Source organism: Pseudomonas sp. IT-P176 (assembly GCF_949767245.1).
Lineage (GTDB): Bacteria > Pseudomonadota > Gammaproteobacteria > Pseudomonadales > Pseudomonadaceae > Aquipseudomonas.
In genome coordinates, this window is the sequence record NZ_CATKPN010000035.1 from 520,252 (window position 1) to 546,007 (window position 25,756).

At 62.2% G+C, this 25,756-nt stretch carries 19 protein-coding genes; 4 read left to right on the plus strand and 15 right to left on the minus strand.

Annotated elements, in window-relative coordinates:
• Window positions 1-32 precede the first annotated feature (32 nt).
• Complete coding sequence (locus ACM6IP_RS08485) at window positions 33-485, minus strand: GNAT family N-acetyltransferase (protein ID WP_095164414.1); 453 nt, start codon at window positions 483-485, stop codon at window positions 33-35.
• Window positions 486-749: 264 nt separating this feature from the next.
• Between ACM6IP_RS08485 and ACM6IP_RS08490 the strand changes: the two genes are divergently transcribed.
• Window positions 750-1,487 carry a substrate-binding periplasmic protein gene (locus ACM6IP_RS08490; RefSeq protein ID WP_414861262.1) on the plus strand — a complete coding sequence of 246 codons (738 nt, stop codon included), beginning with the start codon at window positions 750-752 and terminating at the stop codon, window positions 1,485-1,487.
• 331 nt (window positions 1,488-1,818) lie between these two features.
• Here the strand turns inward: ACM6IP_RS08490 and yccS are convergent, their stop codons facing one another.
• The 10 genes from yccS to betI form a co-directional block, all read right to left on the minus strand.
• Window positions 1,819-4,002 carry a YccS family putative transporter gene (yccS, locus tag ACM6IP_RS08495; RefSeq protein ID WP_414861263.1) on the minus strand — a complete coding sequence of 728 codons (2,184 nt, stop codon included), beginning with the start codon at window positions 4,000-4,002 and terminating at the stop codon, window positions 1,819-1,821.
• A 135-nt stretch (window positions 4,003-4,137) separates the two neighbouring features.
• Window positions 4,138-5,316, minus strand: coding sequence for an NAD(P)/FAD-dependent oxidoreductase (locus tag ACM6IP_RS08500; RefSeq protein ID WP_414861264.1), 1,179 nt, complete (start codon window positions 5,314-5,316; stop codon window positions 4,138-4,140).
• 158 nt (window positions 5,317-5,474) lie between these two features.
• Complete coding sequence (dbpA, locus tag ACM6IP_RS08505; protein ID WP_237235031.1) at window positions 5,475-6,812, minus strand: ATP-dependent RNA helicase DbpA; 1,338 nt, start codon at window positions 6,810-6,812, stop codon at window positions 5,475-5,477.
• Between the two features lie 105 nt (window positions 6,813-6,917).
• The gene (gene mdtD, locus ACM6IP_RS08510) at window positions 6,918-8,345 is read right to left on the minus strand and encodes a multidrug transporter subunit MdtD (RefSeq protein WP_414861265.1); all 1,428 of its coding nucleotides are present in this window, start codon (window positions 8,343-8,345) and stop codon (window positions 6,918-6,920) included.
• A 152-nt stretch (window positions 8,346-8,497) separates the two neighbouring features.
• The gene (locus ACM6IP_RS08515) at window positions 8,498-9,835 is read right to left on the minus strand and encodes a TldD/PmbA family protein (protein WP_414861266.1); all 1,338 of its coding nucleotides are present in this window, start codon (window positions 9,833-9,835) and stop codon (window positions 8,498-8,500) included.
• Window positions 9,835-11,277, minus strand: a complete 1,443-nt coding sequence (locus tag ACM6IP_RS08520) for a TldD/PmbA family protein (protein ID WP_414861267.1) — start codon at window positions 11,275-11,277, stop codon at window positions 9,835-9,837. Before ACM6IP_RS08520 ends, ACM6IP_RS08515 begins: the two co-directional genes overlap by 1 nt.
• 87 nt (window positions 11,278-11,364) lie before the next feature.
• Window positions 11,365-12,060 (minus strand): RraA family protein, encoded by a 696-nt coding sequence (locus ACM6IP_RS08525; RefSeq protein WP_095147478.1) that lies wholly within the window; start codon window positions 12,058-12,060, stop codon window positions 11,365-11,367.
• Window positions 12,061-12,290: 230 nt separating this feature from the next.
• Entirely contained in the window at window positions 12,291-13,994 is a 1,704-nt protein-coding gene (gene betA / locus ACM6IP_RS08530; RefSeq protein WP_159998333.1) for a choline dehydrogenase, read from the minus strand.
• 196 nt (window positions 13,995-14,190) lie between these two features.
• On the minus strand, window positions 14,191-15,663 hold the full coding sequence (betB, locus tag ACM6IP_RS08535; RefSeq protein WP_414861268.1) for a betaine-aldehyde dehydrogenase: 1,473 nt from the start codon (window positions 15,661-15,663) through the stop codon (window positions 14,191-14,193).
• Window positions 15,664-15,773: 110 nt separating this feature from the next.
• Window positions 15,774-16,367, minus strand: a complete 594-nt coding sequence (gene betI / locus ACM6IP_RS08540; protein ID WP_095164396.1) for a transcriptional regulator BetI — start codon at window positions 16,365-16,367, stop codon at window positions 15,774-15,776.
• A gap of 378 nt (window positions 16,368-16,745) precedes the next feature.
• Between betI and ACM6IP_RS08545 the strand changes: the two genes are divergently transcribed.
• On the plus strand, window positions 16,746-18,686 hold the full coding sequence (locus ACM6IP_RS08545; RefSeq protein ID WP_237235030.1) for a BCCT family transporter: 1,941 nt from the start codon (window positions 16,746-16,748) through the stop codon (window positions 18,684-18,686).
• A 201-nt stretch (window positions 18,687-18,887) separates the two neighbouring features.
• On the opposite strand, the gene choV is transcribed toward ACM6IP_RS08545, so the two are convergent.
• The 3 genes from choV to ACM6IP_RS08560 all read right to left on the minus strand — a co-directional run bounded on the left by choV (window position 18,888) and on the right by ACM6IP_RS08560 (window position 21,924).
• Entirely contained in the window at window positions 18,888-20,066 is a 1,179-nt protein-coding gene (gene choV, locus ACM6IP_RS08550; protein WP_095164392.1) for a choline ABC transporter ATP-binding protein, read from the minus strand.
• Window positions 20,063-20,911, minus strand: coding sequence for a choline ABC transporter permease subunit (choW, locus tag ACM6IP_RS08555; protein ID WP_095164390.1), 849 nt, complete (start codon window positions 20,909-20,911; stop codon window positions 20,063-20,065). The genes choV and choW overlap by 4 nt, the downstream gene beginning before the upstream one ends.
• A 65-nt stretch (window positions 20,912-20,976) precedes the next feature.
• Window positions 20,977-21,924: a choline ABC transporter substrate-binding protein gene (locus ACM6IP_RS08560; protein WP_095164388.1), complete on the minus strand. Its 948-nt coding sequence runs from the start codon at window positions 21,922-21,924 to the stop codon at window positions 20,977-20,979.
• Between the two features lie 435 nt (window positions 21,925-22,359).
• Here ACM6IP_RS08560 and ACM6IP_RS08565 point away from each other — a divergent pair, with 435 nt between their 5' ends.
• Window positions 22,360-23,736: an L-serine ammonia-lyase gene (locus ACM6IP_RS08565; protein WP_414861269.1), complete on the plus strand. Its 1,377-nt coding sequence runs from the start codon at window positions 22,360-22,362 to the stop codon at window positions 23,734-23,736.
• A 444-nt stretch (window positions 23,737-24,180) separates the two neighbouring features.
• Entirely contained in the window at window positions 24,181-25,284 is a 1,104-nt protein-coding gene (locus ACM6IP_RS08570) for a GlxA family transcriptional regulator (RefSeq protein ID WP_095164384.1), read from the plus strand.
• A gap of 98 nt (window positions 25,285-25,382) precedes the next feature.
• Here ACM6IP_RS08570 and ACM6IP_RS08575 read toward each other — a convergent pair whose 3' ends face one another.
• Window positions 25,383-25,646: a hypothetical protein gene (locus tag ACM6IP_RS08575; RefSeq protein WP_159998327.1), complete on the minus strand. Its 264-nt coding sequence runs from the start codon at window positions 25,644-25,646 to the stop codon at window positions 25,383-25,385.
• Window positions 25,647-25,756: the final 110 nt, after the last annotated feature.

Consider the following 25,756-nt stretch of genomic DNA (forward strand, 5'->3'; position numbering starts at 1 on the left):
GGTCAACCAGCACCTACCCTGCGCAAAGGCCTTCAGGGCCGCCGCATGCCGATATGCGCGATGCCGTCTTCCAGGTATTGCTCACCGGCCACGGCAAACCCATAACGCCCGTAGTACCCCTGCAGATGGGCCTGGGCCGACAGGTAGATCGGAGTCTGCGGCCAGTATTTTTCGGCCTGCTTGAGCGCCTGTTCCATTAGCTCATGACCCAGCCCCTGGCCCCGGGCTTGCGGTGCAATCACCACTCGGCCGAGCACCACGTCACCGCCTTGCGAGGTGGGGTCGAGCAGGCGTAGATAGGCCACCAGTTGATCACCGTCCCAGGCCATCAAGTGGCAGGTGTCGCTGTCCAGGTCCTGGCCATCGACTTCCTGGTAGGCGCACTTCTGTTCGACCACGAACACCTGTGTACGCAACTGCAAAATGGCATAAAGCTGCTCTTTGCCCAGGTCACTGTGGTGTTTGCAAACCCATTCAACTGTCATCTTCGCGTCCTTTGAAAGTCTGGTCCTGATACTAAGCGTCTGGCTTCTGGATGTCTTGCCTGCAGGAAATTCTGTGACAAAGACCAAAATGCCATCATTCATTTCGCGCGGCTTCGTCATCTTTGTGTAATCTGTTTTGAGGCGAATCGCCGAGGCCATGCTCGGCTATTGTTATAGCCTGGGCGGTCGCCGTCAGTCGGTGTACGAGATATCGAGTTCGGCTACAAATACGCTGGGCTTCGCGCCCTCTAAGGATCCTTGGGCATGCCGCGATTGCTTCGAGCCTTCGCCTTGATTGGTCTGCTGTTGCTGAGCCAGAGCGCTGCAGCGGACAAGCTGCGGCTAGTTGCCGATGCCTGGCCGCCCTTCACTGACGCTACGTTGGTCAATGGCGGATTGGCCACCGATATCGTCAGCACCGCGCTGGCGCGGGCCGGTTATGCCAGTGATTTCCAGCAAGTGCCCTGGGCCAGGGCGTTGCTGGGTTTGGGCGAAGGGCGCTACGACGTGCTGGTGAATGCCTGGTACAACGCGGAGCGCACCCAACTTGGGCAGTATTCGGCCGAATACCTGCTCAATCGCATCCGCTTTCTCAAGCGCAGGGATGCACCCATCGAATACAACAACCTGCAGCAGTTGCACACCTACCCGATTGCGGTTGTACGCGGTTATGCCTATTCCCCGGAGTTCGACGGCGACGCGGCCCTGCAGAAGGTCCCGGTGCATAACTTCGCCATGGCCGTGCGCATGCTGGCGGCTGACCGGGTGCAACTGACGCTGGAGGACGAGTACGTCGCCCGCTATTTCCTGGCGCGCGAATCACCCAAGGTACGTAACTCGGTGGAGTTCCTGCCCAGGCCCTTGAGCGAAAACAGCCTGCACATTCTGGTCAGCCTGAAGAACCCGGACCACGCGAAGATAGTCGCCGGGTTCGACCGGGAAATCGCCGAGATGAAGGCCGATGGCAGCTACGACCGGCTGCTCCGCCAGCATGGGATGTGAAACCCTGCGGGGGCTAGCCTGCTAACGATGGGGCCGCCCCCCACAGTTATCGCTGGCAGGCCGCAAGCGGGCGCCGCAAGTTGGCTGTGGCGCGTGCAAAATCCGCGAGCACCCCAGAACCACTGTGGGAGCGGGCTTGCCCGCGATGGGGCCGGCACAGCCAGCATCAATGGTCCCTGACCCGCTGCCATCCCGGGCAAGCCGCAGCGGGCGCCCGGCCCCACAGATTTGGCGGCCATACGCAAAATTTGTGGGCCGCCAGATTTACTGTGTGCGAGCCGGGCGGGACTCCATCTGCTCGCGATGAAGCCCTCCACAGACACCCCAGCGATCAATCCTGGCGCGTGTCCTTAATCAAATGCGCTGCCAGCGTTCGTAACGGCCCGAGTTGACGGCAGATCAATGCCAGTTGGCTCTGCACCAGGCGCTGGCCTTCATCGATTTCGTCCGGCATCTGCTCAAGCTCCGCGGCCAGGGCTTCTTCGGTGTCACTGTGAATGGCGATCGGCAGTTTGCTTGCCAGGCCCTGGGCGATTTCGTCGATGCTCGCCGCCAGGCTGACGCCGGCACCTTCGATCAGGTGCTCGCGGACTTCATCCGGGAGCTGGGTCTCGCGGTGCGCGCCCAGACCCGAGAGGTAGCTGAGCAAGGTGTGGGACAGCACCAGGAAGCGGAAGCCGACGTCCGCTTCCTTACGAAAATGCCCAGGCTCCATGAGCATGTTGGCCAGGGTGGTGGACAGGGCGGCATCGGCGTTGTGCGCATTGCGGCGAGCCAGGCGGTAGGCCAGGTCGTCGCGTTTGCCGGCGGCATACTGCTGCATGATTTGGCGCAAGTAGATGCTGTTGCAGGTCAGGGTGTTGGCCAACACCTTGTTCAGCCGACGGCCTTGCCAGTCCGGCAGGAACAGGAACACCGCCAGGCCGGCGATCAGGCTGCCGAGCAAGGTATCGAACAGGCGCGGCAGGAACAGCCCGTAGCCGTCACCGACCTGGTTGAAGCAGAACAGCACCATCACCGTGATTGCCGCCGTGGCCAGGGTGTAGCGGGAGGTGCGGTTGATAAAGAACACCACCCCGGCGGCAATCGCGAAGCACGATTGCACCAGTGGATTGGGGAACAGGTCGAACAGCGCCCAGGCCACGGTCAGGCCGATGGCGGTGCCGATGATCCGTTGCCCGAGTTTGCGTCGGGTCGCGCCGTAGTTCGGTTGGCAGACAAACAGCGTGGTGAGGATGATCCAGTAGCCCTGCGAGGGGTGGATCAAATGCACCATGGCGTAGCCGATGGTCAACGCCAGGGGCAGGCGCAGGGCATGCCGGAATAGCAGGGAGGTGGGCGTCAGCTGGGTGCGCAGGCGGACCCAGACATCCTTGAGGTTGCGCGGCGAGCGGTCGAGCAGGCTGCTGTCGGTAGCATCGGCCAGGCTGTCGGGGTTGCTGGCATCGCTGAGCAGGCGGTCGAGAGTGCCAAGGTTGGCGGCCAAGGCGCGCAAGGAGCGCAGCAGGCCGCGCCAGGCTGGATTGCTCTGGATGCGCAGGTGCTCCAGGGACGCATCGAGGTCGCTGAGGGCCTGGGCGAAGCTGGCATCGTAGACGAACGGCTGGCGCATCTGGATCGACTCGGCCAGCGCTCGGCAGGCCTTGCCTTGCTGGCGCAGCAGGCGCTGGCAGCGAAACAGCACGTCGCTGTGGAAGAAGGCGTCGGCCAGGGCGTTGTAGGGGTAGTGCGAGGAACTGGCGCGTTCGTGGATGTCCTGGGCGAGGAAGTACAGCTTCAGGTAACGGCTGACCTTCGACCCCGGCCGGCCATTGCCGACCCGGTGCAGGATGATTTCCTTGGCGGCGTTCAGGGCGGCCACCACTCGGCCGTTCTGCTGCGCCAGTTCGAGGCGCCGGGCCTCGACGTCCATCTGCCGGACCGGTTCGAACAGCGCTGACTTGAGCTTGAGGTAAAACCCCAACTCGCGGAACAGCCGCGCCAGGCTTTGTTGCACTGGCTGGTTGGAAAACAGCGCCTGCCACAACACCGAGAGCAGGCCGTACCACGCTGCCCCGGCCACCAGCAGCAGCGGCTCGTGCCACAGATCGGTGACCGCGCCGCCGCGCTGGTCAACGCCAATCATGGTGTAGACCGAGAGAATCAAGGTTGCCGAGGCAATCGCCCCATACCGCTCGCCCAGGGCACCGAGCATGGTCAGGCCGAAACTGGCCAGCGCCAGCGCGCACACGAAGATATAGGGGTAGGGGAATAACAGTTCGACCGAGAACGCCGCGACACTGAAACACACCAGCGTGACCGCCAGCGCATTGAGCCGGCCTTGCCAGCTGTCGTCGGTCTCGGCCAGGGCGCTGGCGATAATCCCCAGGAACAGCGGAATCAGCAGGCCCATCTCATCCTGGTACCAGCACAGCGCCATGCTGCCGGTCAGGGCGATGAATACCCGCACGCTGTAGCTGAATTTATCCAGTGCCCAAAGGCGACGCAGAGACTGACGAAACGAAGTCGATGGCATGAAGTGCGAAGGCCTTCCGGGGCAATGACGCTAAATTGAGCCAGTAATGACGCCGACGCAATGGCGCCGATCACATCTGACAGCAAAATCTGTTCCTTCCCTGGTAAACACGCCCCCTGTAGGAGCCGTGGGGTGTCAGACGTACTGCGCCGCCGCGTAGCCCGAAGCCCAGGCCCACTGGAAGTTGAAGCCGCCCAGGTGGCCGGTGACATCCAGCACTTCGCCGATGAAATATAGCCCCGGGCTTTTCAGCGATTCCATGGTCTTGGAGGACACTTCATGGGTGTCGACACCGCCCAGGGTGACCTCGGCAGTGCGGTAGCCTTCGGTACCGGCCGGTACCAGCTGCCAGCTCGCCAGCTTGTCGGCGATCTCGGCAATTTCAGCGTGGGTGTACTGCTTCATCGGCTTGGAGACGAACCAGTTGTCAGCCAGCAGGTTGGCCATCTTCTTGGTGAAGATCTCGCCAAGCAAGGTTTTCAGCTCGCTGTTCGGCCGTTCGGCTTGCTGTTGTTGCAGCCAGGCCGGTACGTCGTGGTCGGGCATCAGGTTGATTTCAAGCGTGTCGCCGGACTGCCAGAACGAAGAAATCTGCAGGATCGCCGGACCGCTGAGGCCGCGGTGGGTGAACAGGATGTTCTCGCGGAAACTCTGCTCGTTGCAGCTCACCAGGCAGTCCACCGAGGTGCCGGACAACTCGCCGCATAGCTCCTTGAGCTGGTCGGTAATGGTGAACGGCACCAGGCCGGCGCGGGTCGGCAGCAGTTCGTGACCGAACTGGCGGGCGACCTGATAACCGAAGCCCGTGGCACCCAGGGTCGGGATCGACAGGCCGCCGGTGGCGATCACCAGGGACTCGCAAGTCAATTGGCCGAGGGTGGTGTCCAGCAGGTAGCCGCTGGCGAGTTTCTCGATGGTCTGGATCGAGGTGTCCAGGTGCAGGCTGACGCCGACCTGTTCGCACTCGCTGAGCAGCATCTCGAGGATGTCACTGGACTTGTTATCGCAGAACAGTTGGCCGAGCTTCTTCTCGTGGTACGGCACGCCATGCTTGGCCACCATGCCAATGAAATCCCACTGGGTGTAGCGGGCCAGGGCGGATTTGCAGAAATGCGCATTCTGCGAGAGAAAATTGCTCGGTTCGGTGTACATGTTGGTGAAGTTGCAGCGCCCACCGCCCGACATGAGGATTTTCTTGCCGGCCTTGTTGGCGTGGTCCAGCAACAACACCTTGCGCCCGCGCCCAGCGGCGGTCAGTGCACACATCAACCCTGCGGCGCCAGCGCCAATGATCACGACTTCGGTAGAGCGCAAAACGGTGTCCTCACACAAATTTTTAATTCACCGACAAACCAATGTGGGAGCGGGCTTGCCCGCGATGGGGCTGGCACATCCAACATTGATGTTGTCTGTCAGTCCGCTATCGCGGGCAAGCCCGCTCCCACAGGGATCTTCGTCGGGATGAAGATCGCTTACAAAATCCGCACGCGCAACGAGCGGCCTTTGATCTTGCCTTCGCTCAAGCGCTGCACAGCCTGCTTGGCGATGCTGCGGTCCACGGCCACGTAGGCCTGGAAGTCGAAGATTGCGATCTTGCCGACCTGGGCACCCGGCACGCCGGCGTCGCCGGTCAGTGCGCCGAGGATGTCGCCCGGACGAACCTTGTCCTTGCGCCCGGCACCGATGCACAGGGTGCTCATGGCCGGCAGCAGCGGACCACCGCCCTGGGAGGGCAGGTTGCTCAGTTGATCCCAGCTCAGCGGCGACTTCTGCAGCAGCTCGATGGCCTGGGCGCGGTGCGCTTCGGACGGCGCCACCAGGCTGATCGCGATACCTTTTTCACCGGCACGACCGGTACGGCCGACGCGGTGGATGTGGATTTCCGAATCCCGGGCCAGCTCGACGTTGATCACCATGTCCAGCGCATCGATGTCCAGGCCGCGGGCAGCCACATCAGTGGCGACCAGCACCGAGGTGCTGCGGTTGGCGAACATCGCCAGGACCTGGTCACGGTCACGTTGCTCCAGGTCACCGTGCAGGCCGACGGCAGAGATGCCCTTGGCGGTCAGGTGGTCGACGGTTTCCTGTACTTGCTGCTTGGTGAAGCAGAAGGCCACGGTGGACTGCGGACGGTAGTGCGCAAGCACCTTGACCACGGCGTCCATGCGCTCTTCCGGGGAAATCTCGAAGAAGCGCTGTTCGATCTGGCTGTCGTCGTGGAACGCCTCGGCCTTCACTTGCTGCGGGTTGCGCATGAACTTGGCGGCCAGTTGCTTGATGCCCACCGGGTAAGTGGCGGAGAACAACAGGGTCTGGCGGCGCTCCGGGCTCTGGGCAATGATTTCTTCGATGGAATCGTAGAAACCCATGTCGAGCATGCGGTCGGCTTCGTCGAGGATCAGCGTGTTCAGGCCGTGCAGGACCAGCGAACCCTTGCGCAGGTGTTGCTGGATGCGGCCCGGGGTGCCGACGATGATGTGTGCGCCGTGCTCCAGGGAGCCGATCTGCGGGCCGAACGATACGCCGCCACACAGGGTCAGGACCTTGATGTTGTCTTCGGCACGGGCCAGGCGACGGATTTCCTTGGCAACCTGGTCGGCCAGCTCGCGGGTCGGGCAGATGACCAGCGCCTGGCAACCGAAGAAGCGCGGATTGATCGGGTTCAGCAGGCCGATACCAAAGGCGGCGGTCTTGCCGCTGCCGGTCTTGGCCTGGGCGATCAGATCCATCCCCTTGAGGATCACCGGCAAGCTTTGCGCCTGGATCGGCGTCATCTCGGCATAACCCAAAGAGTCGAGGTTAGCCAGCATGGCGGCGGACAGCGGCAAAGTATTAAAAGCGGTGGCGATGGTGGTCACGGGACTGGCCTGCAAAACAAAATGTCGCGCAGTGTACCAGCCCGGTGGCCATTCGCCCTAAGGTTCGATGTGCTGTTCCGGACGTTTGACGCGCCGTCCGTCTTCTCTGGACAGCTGGGAGAAGATCGTCGCGGCCAGCATTGCCATGATGCCCACGGTGACAAAGGTCATCTGGAATGCCCCGAGAATGGTCTCCACGCCATCGTTGCCGACCTCGGCGGTAAAGCCGCCAAGCAACGCACCGGCACAGGCTACCCCAAGGCTCAGGGACAGTTGCGCGACCACCGACAGCAGGCTGTTGCCGCTGCTGGCGCTGGCGTCGTCGAGGTCGATCAGGGTCACGGTGTTCATCGCGGTGAACTGCAGGGAGTTGATTGCCCCGAGAACTCCCAGGTGCACCAGCAACAGCCAATATGGCGTCTGCTCGCTGACCAGGCCCATGCTTGCCAGCATGATCCCCAGCGCCAGGGTGTTGCCGGTGAGCACGATGCGGTAGCCAAAACGCTCGATCAACGGCCGCGCCACCGACTTGGCAAGCATCGCGGCCGCAGCCAGCGGCAACATGCTCATCCCGGCCTGGGAGGGCGAATAACCCAGCGCCACTTGCAGCAGCAACGGCACCAGGAACGGCAATGCACCGCTGCCCAGGCGGGCGAACAGGTTGCCCAGGATGCCCACCGCAAAGGTCCGGGTCTTGAACAGCGACGGCGCGAACAGCGGATTGTCGATGTGTCCGGCCCGCAGCCAGTAGGCCGCCAGACAGGCCATGCCACCAAACAGCAGCAACATCACCCGCAGGTGCGGCAGGTGCAGTTCGCCCAGGCCTTCCATGGCGATGGTAATCAGTACCATGGCCGCGCCGAACAGCACGAAGCCCAGGCCATCGAAGCGCGTGCGCTCACTGCCCCGCAGGTCGGGGATGAACTTCCAGACGGCGTAGCAACCGACCAGGCCCACGGGCAGGTTGATCAGGAAGATCCAGTGCCAGGTCAGGTACTGCACCATCCAGCCGCCCATGGTCGGCCCGATCAGCGGGCCGAGCAGACCGGGAATGGTGATGAACCCCATGATCCGCACCAGCTCCGAACGCGGATAGGCGCGCAGCACCACCAGGCGCCCGACCGGCAGCATCAAGGCACCGCCCAGGCCTTGGATCACCCGGGCGCCGATCAGCATGCTCAGGGTCTCCGACAGCGCGCAGAGCAGGGAGCCAAAGCTGAACAGCAGGATCGCACCGAAGAAGATTTTCTTGGTGCCGAAGCGGTCGGCTATCCACCCCGAAGCGGGAATCAGCAATGCCACGGTGAGCATGTAGGCAATGATCACACCCTGCATGCGCAATGGGTCTTCGGCCAGGTCGCGGGCCATGGCGGGCAGGGCGGTGTTGAGGATGGTCCCGTCGAGGGACTGCATGAAAAACGCAATCGCCACCACCCAGGGAATCCAGCGGGCGGTGGTGGCGTCCAGATTGGGGCGATTGGGCATGGGACCTCTTGAATTTTGACAACTCCCGCAGGGCTCGACACACACCCTGTGGGAGCGGGCTTGCCCGCGAGGGGCCATCAGCAACACCGCATCAACTTCATCGCGGGCAAGCCCGCTCCCACAGGTTGATCGGTGTTAACAGATCCAGATTTTTACAGGGTCAACGTCAACCGCTTGATCAACGCGCCTGGCAGCAACGCCGATGCCGTGGCGCGCTGGTCGTAGGTGCTGGCCGACAGAATCAGCTCGCGCTCCTGGGTCAGCGCTTCCAGTTGCGAGCCCAGCAGGCTGTAGGCGCTGTCGTCGAAACGCATGGTGCTGACCGGTGCCTGGATCTCGCCGTTCTCGACCCAGAAGGTGGCGAAACGGGTCATGCCCGTCAGGCGCGCGGCCGGCTGGTCCGAGTAGTTCAGGTACCACAGGTTGCTGATGTACAGGCCGGTGCCCAGTTGCTTGAGAATCTCGGCTTCGTGCAAGGTGCCGGCGGCCATGTTCAGGGCGCTGGGCGACTCACCGCCGCCGGCACCGTTGGCGGTCAGGCCATACTCGGCAGCGCTGCGCGAGCTCACCAGTTGTTCACCTGCCGCGCCGGCGACAATCAATGCCAGGTCGCTGCGTGGGTAGCCCTCGCCGGAAAATGCCGGGCTCAGGGAACCGCTGACTTTCTCCGCAAGATCCAGCAGCGGGCTGAAGTGCTGGTCGCCGCCGTAGAGTTTTTGCAGCGGGCTGCTTTTGCTGGCAATCGACTGCGCCGAGAAACCACCCCAGCAGAGCATGCCGAGAATCTCGTCGAGCGCGGCCGGTGCCAGGTAGGCCCGGTATTGCCCGGGTGCCAGGGTATGCAGGGGGCGGCCCAGAAACTCCAGTTGCTCGCGCGCCTGTTCGAAGCGCTTGGCAAAACCGGCATCGCTCCAGTCGTGCCCAGCGTAGCTGGCCTTTACCGCCTGGCCGTTGGCGTGGAACAGGCTGAAATCGAAGTTGAAGCTGTTGGCCTGGTGCCAACCGAAAGCCCCAGCCGAGCTGGCGAAACCCCGGCTGATGGGGCCGGCGGCATAAAAACCGACCAGGTCCAGGCCTTCGGCCGCGCGGGCGATCTGTTCCACCACCTGGGCGGTGTCTGGCAGCGGATGCTCCTGCACTTGCTTGCTCTGCCAGCCACTGTGGTTGAGCAGCAGGTACGGGTCCGGTGGCAGCAAGGGCAGGGTCTCGCGCAATTGCTGCAGACCCTCGGCCAGACGCAACTGGTCGACTTGCGGGTCGCCGGCCAGGGTGATGTTGAGGTCGGCATGCCGGCCCTCGTCGATCAGCTTGAAGCCCAGGCTGGCCTGTTGCACCTCTCCGGCCTGGCGCACCTTGGCGTGGTTGAAGCGCACGAACGCCGAGGACTCGGCGGCATAGCTCAAGGTGAATTGCTCCGACTCGCGCAGGGCGCTGCGCAGCCACGACACCAGGGCCTTGAACTGTTCAACCTGACTCAATGCACTACTCATCAGGCATCTCCCCCAAACACATCAATGTTGCTGAATACGCAGGCTGGCGAGGCATGACCCACGCGGATCACCTGGTTCGGTTCGCCTTTGCCACAGTTCGGCGTGCCCAGCACCTTGAGCGTACTGCGGTCGCCTACGGCACTGAGGTTGTTCCAGAACTGCGCGCTGATGCCCCGGTAGTTGGGATTCTTCACCACGCCCTTGAGTTCGCCGTTCTCGATCAGTTGGCCCCACTCGCAGCCGAACTGGAACTTGTTGCGCGCATCGTCGATGGACCAGGAGCGGTTGGTCGACATCAGCACGCCGTGTTCGATGCCGCCAATCAGTTGCTCCAGGGACTGCTCGCCCGGTTCGATGTTGAGGTTGGCCATGCGGTCGATCGGCGGCCGGTTCCAGCCGCAGGCGCGGCTGTTGGCGACGCCGTCGAGACCGGCGCGAAACTGCGACAGCGCACCGCCCAACGGACGTTCCAGCCGGCCCTCGCGGATCAGGAACTGCTTGCTGGCGGCAGTACCGTCGTCGTCATGGCCGTAGCTGGCGAGCTCTTCGGGAATGTCCGGGTCGAAGGTCACGTTGAGCAGCCGGGAACCATATTGCAGGTGGCCGAAGTCGCTGGCCTTGACGAAGCTGGTACCGGCGTAATTGCGCTCGTCACCGAGGATGCGGTCCAGTTCCAGCGGGTGGCCGATGGATTCGTGAATCTGCAGCATCATCTGGTCGGGCATCAGCAGCAGGTCGCGCGGGCCTTGCGGGGTGTTGGGGGCGAGCAGCAGTTGCAGGGCCTGGTCGGCGACCAGGGGGCCGGCACCGATCAGCCCGCAACGATTGATGACGTCGGCGCTGCCTTGCTGGCCGAAGTTCTCGCGGCCCAGGCTGCGGGTCTGGCTGTCATTGCCGTCGTAGGCGGTGACGTCCAGGCCCGGGTAGACAAAACGTTGCGCCTGGCGCAGTTCGGCGCCGGCACTGTTGAGGTAAATCTGCTCGACATGGTTGATGCCGATGCTGACCTGCCAGTTCACCAGGCGCTCGTCCTTGGGCACGGCGGCGGATTCGGCGCCGAGCAGTTGGTAGCACTCGCTGAGGGACGGGAAGGGCTGTTGCAGATCCGGTGACAGGTAGTCGCCACGTTCGCTGGAGACGGCGTGCTGGCGCAGATCGAGCAGGGCGTGGGCCGCGAGCGCGCGGGCCTGTTGTTCGGCGCGGTCGAGGGCGGCCTGCAGGCCGGCGGGCGACAGGTCGTTGGTCGCGGCATAGGCCTCGACGCCATTGACCCGGGCGGTCAGCATCGCGCCTTCGTCGCGGCTCAGGTGAGGTGGCTCGGCGACGTTCTTGCGTACCGACAGGTACTGGCCAGACTCGCGCACGTAGCGCAGCGAAAAAAATTCAGCGCCGGTGCGCAGGGCAGCGAAGCGCTGCTTGAGCTGGGGGTGGAAATCGAACATGCACGAACCTCCTTGTGGGTTGGATCACAGGTTTTGTGATCCAACCTCGAACCTGTGGGAGCGAGCTTGCTCGCGATGCTTTTGGCGTCAGACCGGGCAACCCTTGGCGCGCAGGATGGCGTCGAAACGATCCGGGTCCAGGGTGCCGGCTTCGATAGCGGCAAGCGTAGCCTGTTCGCGGGCCAGCAGGTCGTGGCAACGCACCAACAGTTCCGGCAATTCGGCGCGGGCAGCGGCGACGACGCCGTCACCGTCGCCGATCATCAGGTCGCCAGGCGCTACCAGCATGCCGGCGCAGGAGATCGGTACGTTGATCTCGCCACCACCGTCGGTGCTCGGGCCCCGGTGCACGCCACCGATGGCATAGGCCGGCAGCTCGCCGGTCTGCCATTCGTCGAGGTCGCGCAGGGCGCCGTTGATCACCACGCCGACGATACCGGCCTTGAGCGCCATGGCGCGCATGATGCCGCCGAACACGGCGCGGGTCAGGTCGGCGCTGCCGTCGATCACCAGTACGTCACCGGGACGGGCCATCTGCATGGCCTTGAGGATCATCAGGTTGTCGCCGGGGCGTACGCGCACAGTCAGGGCACTGCCGAGCATCGGCGCATTGCCATGGAAGGCCTTGAGCCCCAGGCCTCCGACGTTGCGTCCCAGGCAGTCACTGACTGCGGCGGCGGGGATCTTGCTGAACTCGGTCAGCCATTTTGGATCGAGGGGTTCTACGTTGGGATTGATCAGATAGCCGGTGGGCCATTTGCTCGAAGACACGACATCAAACATGAGTAAGCCTCGTGGCCAGCCAGGTGGCGGCTTGTCGGTGGGGCGGGGGGTGAAACGTTTGCGCGGTGCCTAGAGTAGGCCGGCGCGGGGGGTGGGGGCAAGGGTGGTATAGGTGCAGGAGGGAGGGGGTGTGGCGTCTGGTCGGACGCCATCGCGGGCAAGCCCGCTCCCACAAGAGACCTCATTCTCCTGTGGGAGCGGGCTTGCCCGCGATGCGCCGAAGCGCCGGGTTATTGCGCGGTCCGGCTCACTTCCCGCAGCGGCTTGCCACGTACCGGGGCGTCGCCCGCGACGTAGTACTTGGCCTGGCTGCGTGGCAACGGCTGGCGACCGCGGATCTTGTCGGCGATTTTCTCGGCGATCATGATCGTTGGTGCGTTCAGGTTGCCGGTGGTGATCAGCGGCATGATCGAGGCATCGACGACGCGCAGGCCCTGCATCCCGTGGACGCGACCTTCACCATCGACCACTGCCATCTCGTCGGTGCCCATCTTGCACGAGCAGGACGGGTGGAACGCGGTTTCGGCGTGCTCGCGGATGAAGGTGTCCAGTTGCTCGTCGGTTTGCACCTCGATGCCCGGGCTCAGCTCGCGACCACGGAACGCGTCCAGGGCCGGCTGCTGCATGATTTCCCGGGTCAGGCGGATGCCGTCACGGAATTCCTGCCAGTCCTGCTCGCTGGCCATGTAGTTGAACAGGATGCTCGGGTGCTGGCGCGGGTCCTTGGACTTGACCTGGATCCGCCCGCGGCTTGGTGAACGCATGGAGCCCATGTGTGCCTGGAAACCGTGCTCTTTCACCCCGTTGCTGCCGTTGTAGTTAATCGCCACCGGCAGGAAGTGGTACTGGATGTTCGGCCACTCGAAGTCAGGACGGGTGCGGATGAAACCGCCGGCTTCGAACTGGTTGCTGGCGCCGATCCCGGTGCCGTTGAACAGCCACTCGGCACCGATGGCCGGTTGGTTGTACCAGAGCAGCGAGGGGTACAGGGACACCGGCTGGGTGCAGGCGTATTGCAGGTACAGCTCAAGGTGATCCTGCAGGTTCTCGCCCACGCCCGGCAGGTCGTGAACGACTGGGATGTCCAGGCTTTCCAGGAGCTGGGCCGGGCCGACGCCGGAACGTTGCAGCAGTTGCGGGGACGCAATCGCGCCGCTGCACACCAGCACTTCCTTGCGGGCACGGGCTTCAACCCGCTCTTCGGCGCTGCCGACCAGGTAACGCACGCCGACCGCACGCTTGCCTTCAAACAGAATCTTGTCGGTCAGGGCGTGGGTGACGATGTTCAGGGTCGAACGCTTTTTGGCGGTGTCCAGGTAGCCGCGAGCGGTGCTGGCGCGACGGCCTTTAGGCGTGACGGTACGGTCCATCGGACCGAAACCTTCTTGCTGATAGCCGTTGAGGTCTTCAGTGCGCGGGTAACCGGCCTGTACGCCTGCTTCAACCATCGCGTGGAACAGCGGGTTGTTGCCGGCTTTAGGGGTGGTTACGCTGACCGGGCCTTCGCCACCGTGGTAGTCGTTCGCGCCGATGTCGCGGGTTTCCGCCTTGCGGAAATACGGCAGGCAGTCCAGGTAGGTCCAGTCTTCCAGGCCCGGGATCTTGGCCCAGCCGTCGTAGTCCATGGCGTTGCCACGGATGTAGCACATGCCGTTGATCAGGGACGAGCCACCCAGGCCCTTGCCGCGACCGCATTCCATCCGGCGACCGTCCATGTGTGGCTCTGGATCGGTTTCGTAGGCCCAGTTGTAGCGTCGGCCTTGCAGCGGGAACGCCAGGGCTGCCGGCATTTGTGTGCGAAAGTCAAAACGATAGTCCGGGCCGCCGGCTTCCAGCAGCAGGACGGTGACGCCTTCGTCTTCGGTCAGACGGGTCGCCAGGGTGTTACCGGCGGAGCCGGCACCCACAATGATGTAGTCGTATTCTTGGGACATTGGATGCACCCTCTTTAAAGTTGGTTCAGGTCAGGCCTCGGCGAGTGCTGCGCACTCGAATCGCTGGCAAGCCAGCTCCCACAAGGATTGGGGGCTGCCACAGATTTGATGGGCGACTCCAAACCTGTGGGAGCGGCGGTGCGACGATTCGACTTGCCCGCGAAGAGGCCCTCGCGGGCAATACAAGACTCGGGTCTTAGAACACCGAGGCGTAATCGCCCAGTTCGACCTGTACCGATTTGATGCGTGTGAAGTTGTTCAGCGAGCTGATGCCGTTCTCACGGCCCACGCCCGACTGCTTGTAGCCACCGACCGGCATCTTGGCGTCGGATTCGCCCCAGGCGTTGATCCAGCAGATACCGGCTTCGAGCTGATGAATCACGCGGTGGGCGCGGTTCAGGTCCTTGGTGACGATACCGGCGGCCAGGCCGAAGTCGGTGTCGTTGGCACGACGGATCACTTCTTCTTCGGTTTCGTAAGTGAGGATGCTCATCACCGGGCCGAAGATTTCTTCACGCACGATGGTCATCTCGTCGGTGCAGTCAGTGAACACGGTCGGTGCCACAAACGCGCCCTTGGCGAATTCGCCTTCGGTCAGGCGGTTCCCGCCGCACAGTACGCGGGCGCCTTCTTCCTTGCCCTTGGCGATGTAGCCCAGCACGCTTTCCATGTGGGCGAAGCTGACCAGCGGGCCGAAGTTGGTGTTCTCGTCTTGCGGGTCGCCCACACGGATGCGCGCAACACGCTCGGCGATCTTGGCTTCAAAAGCGGCTTTCAGGTGGCTCGGCACGAATACGCGGGTGCCGTTGGTGCAGACCTGACCGGAGCTGTAGAAGTTGGCCATCATGGCGGTGTCGGCGGCGCGATCGAGGTCGGCGTCGTCGAAGATGATCAGCGGGGACTTGCCGCCCAGTTCCATGGTCACGTCCTTGAGCGAGGAGCTCGAGGCGCTGGCCATGACTTTCTTGCCGGTGTCGGTGCCGCCAGTGAAGGAGATCTTCTCGATGCGCGGGTGCTCGGTCAGCCAGGTGCCGACTTCACGGCCGCTGCCGGTCAGGACGTTGAACACGCCATCTGGAACGCCGGCTTCGGTGTAGATCTCGGCCAGTTTCAGGGTGGTCAGGGACGTCACTTCACTCGGCTTGAAGATCATCGCGTTGCCCGCCGCCAGGGCCGGGGCGGATTTCCACAGGGCGATCTGGATCGGGTAGTTCCACGCGCCGATGCCGGCCACGACGCCCAGCGGCTCGCGACGGGTGTAGACGAACGAAGTGGTGCGCAGCGGGATCTGCTCGCCTTCGATGGCGGGCACCAGGCCGGCGTAGTATTCCAGCACGTCAGCACCGGTGACGATGTCGACGTAGCGGGTTTCGGAGTACGACTTGCCGGTGTCCAGGGTTTCCAGGGCGGCCAGTTCGTCGTTGCGCTCACGCAGGATGTCGACGGCGCGGCGCAGGATGCGCGAACGCTCCATGGCGGTCATCGCGGCCCAGATCTTCTGGCCTTTTTCGGCGCTGACAACGGCGCGTTCAACGTCGTCGAAAGTGGCACGTTGCACGTTGGCGAGAACTTCACCGTTACCCGGGTTGATGGCTTCGAAGGTGGCGTCGCTGCCAGCGTCGGTGTAGCCGCCGTCGATGTAGAGTTTTTGCAGTTCGAAACGGGCCATAAAGTCCTCGCAAGTGCATAAGTGGTTGGCGTTGGTCGCAACGGTGCTGCCTTATTGATGTGGCATCACCGATCCGCGACAGTTCAGGGGCTGAGCGTTTTATGTGTGCTCTAGCACGCCTGCTTGGCCAGTTGGAAATCCATGTATTCGTACGCAATCTGGTGCGCTTGCGTGGTGTCGAAAGCATCTCCCGACAGCGCGCCGCGCAACCACAGGCCGTCAATCAGGGCTGCCAGGCCGCGGGCTGCACTGCGCGCTTGTTCAAGCGGCAACACTCGGCGGAACTGGCAGCACAGGTTGGAATACAAGCGGTGATCGTTGATCCGCTGCAACCTGTGCAAAGACGGGTGGTGCATGCTGGTGGCCCAGAAGGCCAGCCAGGTTTTCATTGCCGGGCCATTGACCTGGCTGGCGTCGAAGTTGCCTTCGATAATCACCTGCAGGTGTGCCCGCGGGCTGTTGTCCTCCAGCGCCTGACGGCGCGCAGTGACGTTCTCGCTGAGGACGCTCATCAGGTACTGCGCCGTGGCGGCGATCAGGCCGTTCTTGTCCTTGAAGTAGTGACTGATGATGCCATTCGAGACACCAGCCAAACGGGCGATCAGCGCAATGCTGGCGTCCCCCATACCGACCTGATCTACGGCCAGCAAGGTGGCTTCGATCAATTGCTGGCGGCGGATGGGTTGCATACCGACCTTGGGCATCTGCACATCTCCTTAGGCCTTCCGACAGGCGCAAAACGTCTGTCGGATTGAAGGCCAGTCTATTTTGTTTTGATTGAACGTTCAATCAACAAAGAATAAGATCTGCGACAAATCGTCGCTACCTACAGGTTTTTCCTACGTACGGTTGGCGGAAAAACGGCATCCAAAAATGCTCGAAACCCACGCGCTCTGGCGCTTGCGGGCTTCGGGCTTTTTTCGGGGTGTCTTTATATCACCCGTCGGTCGGCTGCCCACTAACCGATTAGTCGGGTGCTGCTTTGCCTTGTGTCCTTCTCCCGCACTGCCTGGAGCATCTGTGCAATGAGTTCTGCCTCTCTGATAAAGACCCCACCCGAGAAGGTGACGGTCAACGGTTGGGTGTTCTACACCTCTACCGCGTTGATCCTGCTGTTGACCGCCATTCTCATTGCCGCGCCGCAAGAAGCCGGGAGAATGCTGGGGATTGCCCAGGCCTGGTTGTCGCGCAGCTTTGGCTGGTACTACATGGTGGTGATCGCCGCCTACCTGGTGTTTGTGGTCGGCCTGGCGTTTTCCTCCTACGGCAAGCTCAAGCTGGGCAGCAAGGACGATACCCCGGACTTCAGCTATGGCGCCTGGGCCGGGATGCTGTTCTCGTCCGGTATCGGCATCTCGCTGTTGTACTTCGGCGCATCCGAGCCTCTGGATCACTACTTCAACCCGCCGGAAGGCGTGGCGGGCAGCCAGTTGGCCGCGCGCCAGGCAGTCCAGTTGACGTTCCTGCACTGGGGCCTGCACGGCTGGGCGATCTACGCCCTGGTCGGCCTGGCCGTGGCGTACTTTGCCTACCGTCACAACCAGCCGCTGGCGCTGCGTTCTGCGCTCTATCCGCTGGTCGGCGAGCGCTGGGTCAAGGGTGCGGCCGGGCATGCGGTGGACGGCTTCGGCATGTTCGTGACCCTGCTGGGCCTGGTGACCAACCTGGGGATTGGCTCGCTGCAGGTGTCGTCGGGGCTGGAGAACCTGTTCGGCATGGAGCACAGCAATACCAACCTGCTGATCGTGATCATCGTGATGAGCACCGTGGCGACCATCGCGGCCGTGTCGGGTGTGGAAAACGGCATTCGTCGCCTGTCCAACCTGAACATCGTGCTGTTCAGTGGCCTGCTGATCTTTGTGCTGTTGTTCGGCCCGACCCTGCACCTGCTCAACGGTTTTGTGCAGAACGTCGGTGACTACCTCAACGGCGTGGTGCTGAAGACGTTCGACCTGTATGTGTACGAAGCCGACACCGCCAAGTCCGAGCGCTGGCTGGGCCTGTGGACCCTGTTCTACTGGGCCTGGTGGATTTCCTGGGCACCTTTCGTCGGCATGTTCATCGCGCGTATTTCCCGTGGCCGGACCGTGCGTGAACTGGTCGCCGGTGTGCTCCTGATTCCGCTGGGCTTCACCTTGGCGTGGCTGTCGATCTTCGGCAACTCGGCCCTGGACCTGGTGATGAACCAGGGGGCGGTGGAGCTGGGCAAGACGGCACTCGAGCAGCCGTCGATGGCGATCTATCAGTTGCTCGAGCATTACCCGGCATCGAAAGTGGTGATCGGGGTGTCGATCTTTGTCGGCTTCGTGCTGTTCCTGACCCCGGCCGACTCCGGCGCGGTGATGATGGCGAACCTGTCCTGCAAGGGCGGCAACGTCGATGAAGATGCGCCGCACTGGTTGCGGATCTTCTGGTCGGTCGTGATCACCCTGGTGACCATCGGCCTGTTGTTCGCCGGTAACTTCGAAGCCATGCAAACCATGGTGGTGCTGGCCGGGCTGCCGTTCTCGGTGGTGCTGGTGTGCTTCATGTTCGGCTTGCACAAGGCCATGCGCCAGGACGTGCAGATCGAACAGGAACAGGCCGAGCTGGCGGCGCGTGGTCGTCGTGGTTTCAGCGAGAGGCTGACGGCACTGGAACTGCAACCGACCCAGGCGATCGTGCAACGTTTCATGGACAAACACGTGAGCCCGGCGCTGGAAGACGCGGCGGTGCAGTTGCGCACGCAAGGGCTGGACGTGCAAACGCTGCTGGGCAAAGCCAAGCGCTGCATGGGCCTGCGGATCGAGATGGAAGAGGGCAACCCGTTTGTCTACGAAGTCAGCCTGGACGGTTATCTGGCGGCGCCAAGCGAATCGCCGAGCCCGGACGAAACCCGCACCCGTTACTACCGCGCCGAGGTGTACCTGCACAACGGCAGCCAGGAGTACGACTTGATGGGCTTCACCCAGGATCAGATCACCCGTGACGTGCTCGATCAGTTTGAAAGCCATCGGCAGCTCCTTGGCCGTGTCTATAGCTGAGTTTCGATAAGGCGCGGTGTTTCATCTTAAGCACTGCGCCGTATTCATCGCGGGCAAGCCCGCTCCCACAGGATGAACACCGTCCTTGTGGGAGCGGGCTTGCCCGCGATGGCGCCACTAGCGTCAACCTGCATACCCAGATTTCCCTATAAACAAAAACGCCGCGATCCTCTCGCGGCGTTTTTGTGTCTGCTGTCTGGTCTATCCCAGGTTCTTGCCAAGCAGCGCGTGGTACAGCTCGCTGTCGCCGAGAATCCCCACCACATGGTTATTGTCGTGCAGCACCAGCTTGTTGCCGGTCTGGTAACGAATCTGCAGCGCGTCACGCATGCCGATGCTGGAGTCCACCAGGGTCGGCCGTCGGCCCAGGCCTTCTACCGCTTGCCCCGGAACCCAATTCTGCAGGTCCAGGCTTGCACCGTTCTGACGGGCGCCCTTGATGGTGTTGCCTTCGGCCAGGTCCAGCCACGAATCGCCGCCCGGGTCCAGGCACACCGAACCGTTGATGCGTTTGCAGTTGTCCAGGGTGCGCATCAGGCTGCGACCGCAGAGCACGTTGAGCGGGTTGGTGTGGGCGACGAAGGTGCGCACATAGTCGTCGGCCGGGTTGAGCACAATCTCTTCGGGCTTGCTGTACTGGATGATCCGGCCGTCCTTCATGATCGCGATGCGGCTGCCAAGTTTCAGCGCCTCATCGAGGTCGTGGCTGACGAACACGATGGTCTTGCTCAGTTTGCGTTGCAGTTCCAGCAGTTCGTCCTGCAGCCCCTGGCGGATCAGCGGGTCGAGGGCCGAGAAGGGTTCGTCCATCAGCAGGATGTCGGCGTCCATCGCCAGGGCGCGAGCCAGGCCGACACGTTGCTGCATGCCGCCGGACAGCTCATCGGGTTTCTTGTTGCGCCATTGGGTCAGGCCCACCAGCTCAAGCTTCTCGTCTACCAGCTTGCGTCGTTCCTTTTCGGGACGACCCTGCATTTCCAGGCCAAAGCTGATGTTCTCGCGCACGGTCAGCCAGGGCATCAGGGCGAACTTCTGGAACACCATGGCGATGCGCTTGGTGCGCATCATTTTCAGCTCTGCCGGGGTGCACGAGGCGATATCGATCTGCCGGCCTTCGTGCTCGACGAACAGCTTGCCGCGGCTCACCGTGTTCAGGCCGTTGATACAACGCAGCAGGCTCGATTTGCCGGAGCCGGAGAGGCCCATCAGCACGCAGATTTCACCTTTCTCGACGTCCAGGCTGGCCTTTTCCACGCCAACGATCTGGCCGGTCTTTTTCAGGATTTCATTGCGGGTCATGCCCTGGTCCAGCAGCTTGAGGGCCTCGCGTGGATCCTTGGCGAAGATAACGTCGACGTTATCGAAGCGGATTATGCTCATGCGTCACCCCCTACTACTTTGGCATCGGGTTGTTTGCAGATACGGTCGAGCATGATTGCCAGCAGGACGATCGCCAGCCCGGCTTCAAAGCCCAGGGCGATATCGGCGGTGTTCAGTGCGTTGACCACGGGTTTGCCCAGGCCATCGGCACCCACCAGCGCGGCAATCACCACCATCGACAACGACAGCATGATGCACTGGGTGATACCGGCCGCGATGCTCGGCATCGCATAGGGCAGTTCTATTCGCGAGAGCAACTGCCGGCGCGAGCAGCCGAAGGCCTTGCCGGCGTCCATCAGTTCTTGTGGCACATCACGAATGCCCAGGTAGGTCAGGCGGATGGGCGCGGCAATCGCGAACACCACCGTGGAGATCAGCCCCGGGACAACACCCAGACCGAACAGGGTCAGGGTAGGAATGAGGTACACGAACGTCGGTACGGTCTGCATCAGATCGAGTACCGGACGCATCATGGTGTAGAACATCGGTTTATGCGCAGCGACGATGCCCAACGGCACGCCTATGAGCACGCAGACCAGGGTGGCGAACAACACCTGGGCCAGGGTTTCCATGGTTTCCTGCCAGTAACCCAGGTTGAGGATCAGCAGGAACGACAGGATGACGAAGCCGGTCAGGCCCCATTTGCGTTGAATGAAGTGCGCCAGCAAGGCGATCAGGCCGATCAATGCCAGCGGGTTGAACCAGGTCAGCGCAAACGTCACGCCGTGGATCATCGTTTCCAGTGTCGTGGCAATCGCATCGAAGGTATTGGCGCCGTTTTGCGTCAACCATTCAACGAAGGCAGCGATGTACTGGCCTAAAGGGATTTTCTGATCAATCAGCATGGTAGTGAACGTCCGCATGCAAGGAAAAAAACAGCCCGGGCGAGCACGCTCGCCCGGCGTCGCGATTACTGCCCGAGTTTGGCTTTCACGGCTTCCAGCCCTGGTTTACCGTCAATGGTGGTGACGCCAGCGAGCCAGGTATCGAGGACCTGTGGGTTGTTCTTCAGCCACGCTTTGGCAGCCGCGTCCGGTTTGATCTTGTCGTCCAGAACGTTACCCATGAGGGTACTTTCCATGTTCAGGGTGAACGACAGGTTCTTCAGCAACTGGCCAACGTTGCTGCACTCCTGGCTGTAGCCCTTGCGAGTGTTGGTGTAGATGGTGGCCTGGCCATAGTTGGGACCAAAGAACTCGTCCCCGCCGGTCAGGTACTTCATCTTGAATCGGGTGTTCATCGGGTGCGGTTCCCAGCCCAGGAACACCACGTCGGTGTTGCGGCGCGAGGCGCGCTCAACCTGGGACAGCATGCCGGCTTCGCTGGATTCGACGACCTTGAAACCAGCGTCCTTGAGACCGAAGGCGTTCTTGTCGATCATGCTCTGGATCATGCGGTTGCCGTCGTTGCCCGGCTCGATCCCGTAGATCTTGCCGTCCAGCTCCTTCTTGAACTTGGCGATGTCGGCGAAATCCTTCAGACCTTTTTCGTACAGCGCCTCTGGCACCGCGAGGGTGTACTTGGCGTTTTCCAGGTTGGCGCGCACGGTCTCCACGGTGCCGGCCTCGCGGTACGGCTTGATGTCGTTTTCCATGGTCGGCATCCAGTTGCCGAGGAAGATGTCCATGTTCTTGCCGTCGGCCAGCGACTTGTAGGTCACGGGCACGGAGATCATCGTGGTCTTGGTCTTGTAGCCGAGGGCGTCGAGGATGACGCTGGTGGTGGCGGTCGTCACGGTGATGTCGGTCCAGCCAACATCGGAGAAGTTTACGGTGCTGCATTGAGCCGGTTCTGCGGCTTGAGCCAGCACCGGCAGACTCAGCATGGCGGCCAACAACAACGACGGGGAACCTTTCATAGGTGGACTCCTTGGTGTTTTTTTTGGCGGTGTTCCGACCGGACACCGCACTTATAAGTGTTGCGGTTGGTGGCGCCTGGCGACTGCTCTGCCCCGGCGCCTCGCAATCGAGTCGTAACCGATCATGTACCAGTGAAAATCTGACGCCTACAGGGTGCGTCGTATCCAGTACAGGGAGGGTCGCATCCAGTGTCAGCGAGGTCGTTTACAGCTTTATTCGGACCTTTTCAGCGCTCTGCACCGCAAAAAATACGCCGTAATGTGTCGTCTGCGGCCAGCGGCGTTAGTGGGCATGGTTACGTCGGTGTGAGACGTCGAACGACCTCGCAAAAGCCTGATGATGCGGCCAGTCAACGGATTGCTGCTTGAGCGTAGCAGCTCCGTCGCCAGGCGCTTTGACGCCTGGAATCCGCTCATCGAGGAGTCCCGTACGTCATGGCTATCAGTGTTTTCGACCTGTTCAAAATCGGCATCGGCCCCTCCAGCTCACACACCGTCGGCCCCATGCGCGCAGCCGCGTTGTTCGTCGAGTCGCTGCGGGAAAAGTGCCTGCTGGAGCAGGTACGACGCATTGAGGTGCAGCTGTATGGTTCGTTGTCGGCCACGGGTATCGGCCATGGCAGCGACAATGCGGTGATCATGGGCTTGATGGGGGAATGGCCGGATGCGATCGATCCGTCGTTAATCGGCATCCGTATCGAGATCCTGCGTGAAACCCAGACCTTGCTGCTCGATGGGCGCTTGCCGGTGCCCTTCGTCTGGTCGCGGGATATGCGCCTGATCGACGAAAACCTGCCATTCCATCCCAACGCCATGTCGCTGGTGGCTGAAGGTGAGGCGGGCGAGCTGCACCGCGATACCTACTATTCGGTCGGTGGCGGTTTTGTGGTGGATGAGGCCCAGGCGTCGAGTGGCGTGATGGACCTGGATCGCACCGTGCTGCCCTACGACTTTTCCAGCGCGGTGGAGTTACTTGCGCTGTGTCAGAAACACAACCTGCGGGTCGCCGAATTGATGATGGCGAACGAGAAAGTCTGGCGTTCGGAAGAAGAAATCCGCAGCGGCCTGATGAAGCTCTGGCGCGCCATGCAGGATTGCGTCGAGCAGGGCCTCAAACACGAAGGCATCCTGCCGGGTGGCCTGAACGTGCGCCGGCGCGCCGCCAAGTTGCATCGCAGCCTGCAAGAGCTGGGCAAGCCCAATGTGATCGGCTCGACCTTGAGCGCCATGGAGTGGGTCAACCTGTTTGCTCTGGCGGTCAACGAAGAAAATGCTGCCGGTGGGCGCATGGTCACGGCGCCGACCAACGGCGCGGCGGGGATCATCCCGGCAGTGCTGCATTACTTCATGAAGTTCAGCGAGGCAGTGACCGACGCCAATGTGGTCGATTACTTTCTCGGTGCCGCGGCCGTGGGCATCCTGTGCAAGAAGAACGCGTCGATTTCCGGCGCCGAGGTCGGCTGCCAGGGCGAGGTCGGTTCTGCCTGCGCCATGGCCGCGGCCGGGCTGGCGGAGATTCTCGGGGCCACGCCGGAACAATTGTGCAACGCGGCGGAAATCGGCCTGGAACATAACCTGGGGCTGACGTGCGACCCGGTCGGCGGCCTGGTGCAAGTGCCCTGTATCGAGCGCAACGCAATTGCCGCGGTGAAGGCGATCAACGCGGCGCAGATGGCCTTGCGCGGCGATGGCCAGCACTTCATTTCCCTGGATCGGGTGATCCGCACCATGCGTGACACCGGAGCCGACATGCATGACAAATACAAAGAGACTTCGCGCGGTGGCTTGGCGGTGAGTGCGGTGGAGTGTTGAGAACTCGCGATACCGCCAGACCAGTCAAAACTGCGCACTAAATGAACACCCACACCGCGACGCGCCACCTTTTGGCGCGTCGCTCTCAGATAAGCCCACGACTTCCGCCAAGGGATCCAATCCGGCCCGGACCGTCTGTCAGCCGTGCCTGCGGTGACACTCTTCACCGATGCCTGTAGCCCTGTTCCCACAAGTGCTACCGATTTGCTCACAGCCTGCGGGACACGGCACTTGCCACCCCGATAATCCTTACTCGCCCAGTGGGCTCTATAGACATATATAGACACACGGCGACGTCGTTTTCAGGAGTTATTGAATAGCCATTCAACTTTAGGCATGGCAATTGCTCTGTCATTACAAAGCCCGTCTCCCGCGCGAGAACGATGGCCATAACAAGAGCCTCCGCCTGAGGCCATCACCCGCTTTGTGTGAGGAGATACCGCGATGACGTCGTTCAACTCCGGGGCTCAACCCCAGAACCGTGCGCCTCAATCCATCGGCTTTTTGCTGCTGGACAATTTCACGCTGATTTCTCTGGCCTCCGCAGTCGAACCCCTGCGCATGGCCAACCAGTTGTCCGGTCGCGAGCTGTATCGCTGGACGACCCTCACCGTCGACGGCGGCCAGGTCTGGGCCAGTGACGGCCTGCAGATCACCCCCGACGCCTCCATGCACAAAGCGCCGCCACTGGACACCATCATCGTCTGTGGCGGTATCGGCATCCAGCGTACGGTGACCCGCGAACACGTGTCATGGCTGCAAAGCCAGGCCCGTCAATCGCGCCGTCTCGGCGCCGTATGCACCGGCAGCTGGGCGCTGGCCTGCGCAGGGTTGCTGGACGGTTTTGATTGCAGCGTGCACTGGGAATGCCTGGCCGCGATGCAGGAAGCCTTCCCGCGCGTAGCCATGAGCACCCGCTTGTTCACCCTCGACCGCAACCGCTTCACCAGCTCTGGCGGCACCGCGCCGCTGGACATGATGCTGCACCTGATCAGCCGCGATCACGGCCGCGAATTGTCGGCGGCGATTTCGGAAATGTTTGTCTACGAGCGCATTCGTAACGAACAGGATCACCAGCGCGTGCCACTCAAGCACATGTTGGGCACCAACCAGCCGAAACTGCAGGAAATCGTCGCGCTGATGGAAGCCAACCTGGAAGAGCCGATCGACCTTGATGAACTGGCGGTCTACGTCGCTGTGTCGCGTCGGCAACTGGAGCGGCTGTTCCAGAAATACCTGCACTGCTCACCGTCACGCTATTACCTCAAGCTGCGCCTGATCCGCGCCCGGCAGTTGCTCAAGCAAACGCCGATGTCGATCATCGAGGTGGCTTCGGTCTGCGGTTTTGTCTCCACGCCGCACTTCTCCAAGTGCTACCGCGAATACTTCGGCATTCCACCGCGTGACGAACGTGTTGGCTCCAACAACTCCCAGCAAGTGGCGATGATGCCGATTCCGCAGGCACTGGTGCTGGCGCCGTTGTCCGGGCCGATGTCGGCGTTGAGCCAGGCGCGTAATGAGTCGACGTTTGCTAGCGTAAGGCTTTAAACCGAGTCGCCTTTATTCGCGGGCAAGCCCGCTCCCACATTGATTTGTGAACGACACAGATCCAGTGTGGGAGCGGGCTTGCCCGCGAAGGCGTTTTATCAGGCGCTGCGGCTTTGCTGATACGCCGTCAATGCCGGCAACAGCTGCTTGTCGATGGCCTGGCGCACGGCCGGCAGGATGGTTGCGCTGCTGGTGTACATCTGCTTGATCATGGTCCGCAGGGTATTGGCCCGCTCATCGTTCAAGCCGCGCACCGCACACTCGCACGCCTGCTCGGCGGTGGAGCCGCTCGGTACTTGAAACCCCAATGACTTCAGTTGGCCCAGCAGGTCTTCCTGGTCTATCAAATCGGCGTGCATCATGACGCAATCCTTCTTCAGGGAACGGTGTCGTGATTCGATTCTGGTGGGGGCTTGGGGTGTGGGCAAGGGCGAATTGTCGTGATGGCCGCAATACCTATGAACAGGTCGTT

Excerpts from the sequence above, each read along its gene's own strand:
- choV (WP_095164392.1), bottom strand. The coding sequence starts at position 20,066 with ATGAGCATAATCCGCTTCGATAACGTCGACGTTATCTTCGCCAAGGAT.
- choW (WP_095164390.1), bottom strand. The coding sequence starts at position 20,911 with ATGCTGATTGATCAGAAAATCCCTTTAGGCCAGTACATCGCTGCCTTC.
- ACM6IP_RS08520 (WP_414861267.1), bottom strand. The coding sequence starts at position 11,277 with ATGTTCGATTTCCACCCCCAGCTCAAGCAGCGCTTCGCTGCCCTGCGC.
- ACM6IP_RS08565 (WP_414861269.1), top strand. The coding sequence starts at position 22,360 with ATGGCTATCAGTGTTTTCGACCTGTTCAAAATCGGCATCGGCCCCTCC.
- betI (WP_095164396.1), bottom strand. The coding sequence starts at position 16,367 with ATGCCCAAGGTCGGTATGCAACCCATCCGCCGCCAGCAATTGATCGAA.
- ACM6IP_RS08490 (WP_414861262.1), top strand. The coding sequence starts at position 750 with ATGCCGCGATTGCTTCGAGCCTTCGCCTTGATTGGTCTGCTGTTGCTG.
- mdtD (WP_414861265.1), bottom strand. The coding sequence starts at position 8,345 with ATGCCCAATCGCCCCAATCTGGACGCCACCACCGCCCGCTGGATTCCC.
- ACM6IP_RS08570 (WP_095164384.1), top strand. The coding sequence starts at position 24,181 with ATGACGTCGTTCAACTCCGGGGCTCAACCCCAGAACCGTGCGCCTCAA.
- ACM6IP_RS08560 (WP_095164388.1), bottom strand. The coding sequence starts at position 21,924 with ATGAAAGGTTCCCCGTCGTTGTTGTTGGCCGCCATGCTGAGTCTGCCG.
- ACM6IP_RS08525 (WP_095147478.1), bottom strand. The coding sequence starts at position 12,060 with ATGTTTGATGTCGTGTCTTCGAGCAAATGGCCCACCGGCTATCTGATC.
- betA (WP_159998333.1), bottom strand. The coding sequence starts at position 13,994 with ATGTCCCAAGAATACGACTACATCATTGTGGGTGCCGGCTCCGCCGGT.
- yccS (WP_414861263.1), bottom strand. The coding sequence starts at position 4,002 with ATGCCATCGACTTCGTTTCGTCAGTCTCTGCGTCGCCTTTGGGCACTG.
- dbpA (WP_237235031.1), bottom strand. The coding sequence starts at position 6,812 with ATGCTGGCTAACCTCGACTCTTTGGGTTATGCCGAGATGACGCCGATC.
- ACM6IP_RS08575 (WP_159998327.1), bottom strand. The coding sequence starts at position 25,646 with ATGATGCACGCCGATTTGATAGACCAGGAAGACCTGCTGGGCCAACTG.
- ACM6IP_RS08515 (WP_414861266.1), bottom strand. The coding sequence starts at position 9,835 with ATGAGTAGTGCATTGAGTCAGGTTGAACAGTTCAAGGCCCTGGTGTCG.
- ACM6IP_RS08485 (WP_095164414.1), bottom strand. The coding sequence starts at position 485 with ATGACAGTTGAATGGGTTTGCAAACACCACAGTGACCTGGGCAAAGAG.
- betB (WP_414861268.1), bottom strand. The coding sequence starts at position 15,663 with ATGGCCCGTTTCGAACTGCAAAAACTCTACATCGACGGCGGCTACACC.